At 56.6% G+C, this 4186-nt stretch carries 4 protein-coding genes and 1 pseudogene; 3 read left to right on the top strand and 2 right to left on the bottom strand.

Features of this window, described 5'->3' with window-relative positions; all coding sequences use genetic code 11:
* The 3 genes and pseudogenes from Q7U29_RS25770 to Q7U29_RS25760 all read left to right on the top strand — a co-directional run.
* Positions 1 to 467 (top strand): GDP-mannose 4,6-dehydratase (locus Q7U29_RS25770; protein WP_304746145.1); only part of this gene is annotated, 467 nt, incomplete at its 5' end.
* Positions 448 to 1181: pseudogene (locus tag Q7U29_RS25765) on the top strand (NAD-dependent epimerase/dehydratase family protein). The gene Q7U29_RS25770 and the pseudogene Q7U29_RS25765, both read left to right, overlap by 20 nt.
* A gap of 394 nt (positions 1182 to 1575) precedes the next feature.
* Positions 1576 to 2085 carry a hypothetical protein gene (locus Q7U29_RS25760; protein WP_304746143.1) on the top strand — a complete coding sequence of 170 codons (510 nt, stop codon included), beginning with the start codon at positions 1576 to 1578 and terminating at the stop codon, positions 2083 to 2085.
* A gap of 245 nt (positions 2086 to 2330) precedes the next feature.
* Here Q7U29_RS25760 and wecB read toward each other — a convergent pair whose 3' ends face one another.
* Positions 2331 to 3422: a non-hydrolyzing UDP-N-acetylglucosamine 2-epimerase gene (gene wecB / locus Q7U29_RS25755; RefSeq protein WP_304746141.1), complete on the bottom strand. Its 1092-nt coding sequence runs from the start codon at positions 3420 to 3422 to the stop codon at positions 2331 to 2333.
* Positions 3419 to 4186 (bottom strand): glycosyltransferase (locus tag Q7U29_RS25750; RefSeq protein ID WP_304746139.1); only part of this gene is annotated, 768 nt, incomplete at its 5' end. The genes Q7U29_RS25750 and wecB, both read right to left, overlap by 4 nt.

Genomic DNA, 4186 nt, shown 5'->3' with positions numbered 1-4186 from the left:
TCACGCGCAGCGTCGCCCGCATCGAGACCGGTCGGGAAGACACGCTCAATCTCGGAAACCTCGAGGCGAAGCGCGACTGGGGGCATGCCAAGGATTACGTCGAGGGCATGTACCGGATATTGCAGGCCGATGAGCCCGACGATTTCGTGCTGGCGACCGGCGAGACCCGTTCGGTGCGTGAATTCGTCGAGCTTGCGTTCGCCGAAATCGGTCGCGGCGTCGAATGGCGCGGCAAGGGCGTCGAGGAAACCGGCGTCGACAAGAAGTCCGGCAAGACCGTGGTTCGGATCGACCCTACCTATTTCCGGCCCACCGAAGTCGACCTGCTGATCGGCGAAGCCAGCAAGGCGCGCGACAAGCTCGGCTGGCAGCCGAAGACGACGTTCGCGCAGCTGGTCAGCGAAATGGTGGCGGGCGATCTGGCGATTGCGCGGCGGGAGGTCGCCAATGGCAAAAACCCCGTTTGAGCTGAAGGGCAAGACGGTCTTCGTTGCCGGCCATGGCGGCATGGTCGGCGGCGCGCTGGTGCGCCGGCTCGGCCAGGAAGATGTCGAACTGCTCACGGTCAAGCGCAGCGAGGTCGATTTGCGCGATCAGGCCGCGGTCGCCGGCTGGTTCGCCAAGGCGCGCCCGCAAGCCTTGTTTCTGGCGGCGGCCAAGGTCGGCGGCATTGTAGCCAACAACACGCTGCGCGCCGAATTCATCTACGAGAACCTCATCATCGCGGCCAATGTGATCCACGCCGCTCACCTCAACGGCGTCGAGAAGCTGATGTTTCTCGGCTCCTCCTGCATCTATCCCAAGCTGGCGCCGCAGCCGCTGCGCGAGGATTCGATGTTGACGGGGCCGCTGGAGCCGACCAACGAGCCCTATGCCATCGCCAAGATTGCCGGCATCAAGATGGTCGAGGCCTATCGCAGCCAGTATGGCTCCGACTTCATCAATGTGAGGACATCACCATCGCCGAATTCGCCCGGGTGGTCGCGGCGACCGTCGGATACACCGGGCAGATCGGCTTCGACGCGTCAAGGCCCGACGGCACGCCGCGTAAACTCCTCGACGTCAGCCGCCTCGCCAAACTCGGCTGGTGCGCTCGCACCTCGCTTGAGGACGGCATCGGGCTGGCCTACCAGGCGTATCTCAACGAAACCCAAGCTTTCGTATCGGGCTCCGACCGCTGACGCTTCGGTCTAAGAGGCCAGCTTCGCGACTGTTCGATGACTAGTTTATTGCCGTCGTTGTATTGGTACTTTGGCAAAAATGATCGTTGTTTTTGGAGCATCAACTGACATTGGAGCTCGGCTGTCGGAAAAACTCCGAGCGGCCGGCCTTCCATTCAAATGTGTATCCAGACATACCGGAACCGTAGCCGATCTATCGAGCGGCTGGGGGGTCCGAGAGGCCCTATTAGATGCTGACGTAGTCGTGTCATGTGCCCATGCAAGATATACACGATCAATCCTCCAGCATCTTCCCAGCCGTCCGACCGTCCTTGTTTTGATGGGATCGGCTTGGCGCTGGTCTGCGATTTCGAACAAGCGAGCAGATGAGGTTCGGCAGGCCGAGGTCGATTTCATGACCTCCAACCACAACGGTGTAATGCTTCACGCGACGATGATCTACGGAGGCAATCAGGAAAATAACATCCAGAGGCTACTTTGGATAATTCGCCGTTTTCCCATACTGCCCGTGCCTGGTGGAGGCCGGCAGATCGTCCAGCCGATCTATGTAGATGACGTTGTTGATTGCTTGTTTGCGGCAGCCACAACAAGATGGACTGGTAAATACGTCGTTGGTATCGCTGGAAAACCTCTGTCTTGGCGAATGATGGCTAAGATCTGCGCAAAATCCATAGGTCGTAGATGTGTAATGATTTCCGTTCCGGTGTCGTTTCTTTCTGTCCCGATCCAATTCTTGAATAAGATTGGTGCCACGCAAATTGAAGCTGGATTTGTGCAACGTTTTAGCGAGAATGTGAACGTTTCTTTAGCGGCGATGACCACAATGTTCGCAGTGCAGCCTCGCGAATTTGAGGTCGGACTTCGGTTAGCTTTGGAGAATTGGCGCCAACAAGGAGTTAAGTAAGATTTTGAGTGAGACCTTCGGAAGGGGAAGAATTAAAGCTTCGGCAAGCTCCTAATAATTTCGGCGCCAATGCTAGATGAAATTCTCAAAGGTCGAGATTCGCCGATCTGAGCGCGTCTAGCGATTGATGACGCAAATCCAGTCACAATAGTCGAAACCGGAAAACATCAGCAATGGCCATAAGGCGGCTTGGAATTTCGGAGTACATCGGGAGTGCTATGCAGATAGGGAGTCGCGGATCTTGATCACATTTTTGCATGTCGAGCAAGGCTGGCGACCACGCGTGACGCCGTATGCCCGTCCCAAAGCGAAATGTCGGAGGGAAGGCGTGGCCCCCTGCTTATGGCAACTGTTGCCGCATCGAGGAGAGTCTCAGGTGTCACAAGTTGGTTGGTGCCTAGGGTGATCGTAATGGGACGTTCGGTGTTGGTCCTCAGCGTCAGACAGGGGATGCCGATATATGACGTCTCTTCCTGGATGCCACCTGAATCTGTGATCACCAATGCCGAGCTTTGGACAAGACTCATAAAGGCCACGTAACCCATTGGTTCGATTAGACGAATGTTTTCGTGCTGCAGACGTCCGATAAGACCGGCCATTTCCAACTTTGTACGAGTACGCGGATGCACTGGAAAGACAATGATAGCCGATGTCGCGAGTTGGCGTAGTGCATCGACGATCCGCGTGAGCATATTGGGATCGTCGACATTGGCGGGACGATGAAGGGTGACGACCACGTATTTTCCTGCGGGAATCCCAATACGCTTGGCCATCGACGCTTGTGATATTGTCTCCGATAGCATGAGATAGCTGTCGATCATAATGTTGCCAACGAGATCGATCTTGGCGGGATCGACACCCTCACGTCGAAGATTTTCGCACGCATCTACAGACGGGGCCCACAACAGGTCGCTAATGCTATCGGTAACAATACGATTGATCTCTTCCGGAAGCGTCCGGTCGAAGTTTCGTAGTCCCGCTTCCAGATGCGCGACCGGAATATTTAGTTTCTTTGCCGCAAGCGCGGCTGCCAGGGTCGAATTGACGTCGCCCACGACAATCACCCAGTCTGGCTTGCCGGCAAGGAGCAGATCTTCATAGGCAATCATGATCGCGGCCGTCTGCCGTGCATGGGTTTCGCCGCGTGCACCGAGATTGAAAGCGGGCGGCGGCAGGCCGAGGTCGGAAAAAAAGGCGTCCGACATGTTCTCGGAGTAGTGTTGACCGGTGTGGATGAGCGCCGGCTTGATCCAGCTCTCGTGCGACATCGCGCGAAAAAGCGGCGCGACTTTCATGAAGTTGGGCCTCGCCCCGACGACGATATGGGCATTTATCATCGCTGTTTGCTCACAGCCATCGCGTCGCGAAGGGCTTTGTCAAACAGCCGTGTCGTCTGTTTGATATCGAAAGCATCGACGTCGTCCTTGAGTATTGCCAACAGCTTGCCCTGCTCATGTCTGGCAATGGCACCTGTCAGCGTGTCAATCATTGCAGATTTGTCGGTCGGTGCAACGACAAAGTGTCCAAGTGGTAAAAGTACATCTCTTGACGCGCCCTCGGACGGCGTGAGGGCGAGAATAGGCCTTTTCAGCATGAGATAGTCGACGATCTTGCTGGGCAGGAAGACGCTCAAATCGGATGGTGCGTCGATCAACAGCAGGAGGTCGGCTTCGGCGGCATAGCGCAGACTGTCGAGATACCCAACCGTTCCATGAAACGTGACGATGGATCCGATACCCAATTCCGTCACCTTGGCGGCGACCTCAGGCGGACAGTGCCCATAGAAATCCAGTCGCAGGCGCCCGGCCAGCGGTACCTTCGCGTTCATTTCCGCGACGGCCTCGAACAGGTAGACCGGGTGGCGGGTGCCCGCATAGATATTTCCGGTGTAAATGACGCGCAGTTCGGCCGAGCGGTTGACAACAGCAGGAGAAGTCAACGTGTCGCGGTCGAATCCATGGGGAACGACGCGTGCCTTGCGGCGCAGGAGCGGTGAATATTTCCGCATCACGAGATCCGCAGTTTGTTGCGTGACGAACACCACGATGTCAGCCGTCTCGATGATCTTGCGTTCCTGTTCCCGCCATGTGTTCAGTTTGCT

Origin of the sequence: Bradyrhizobium sp., assembly GCF_030654605.1 — a bacterium.
In the GTDB taxonomy this organism is placed as follows: Bacteria; Pseudomonadota; Alphaproteobacteria; order Rhizobiales; family Xanthobacteraceae; genus Bradyrhizobium.
This window is presented reverse-complemented; position numbering and strand designations above follow the sequence as displayed.

Excerpts from the sequence above, each read along its gene's own strand:
- Q7U29_RS25760 (WP_304746143.1), top strand. The coding sequence starts at position 1,576 with ATGACCTCCAACCACAACGGTGTAATGCTTCACGCGACGATGATCTAC.
- wecB (WP_304746141.1), bottom strand. The coding sequence starts at position 3,422 with ATGATAAATGCCCATATCGTCGTCGGGGCGAGGCCCAACTTCATGAAA.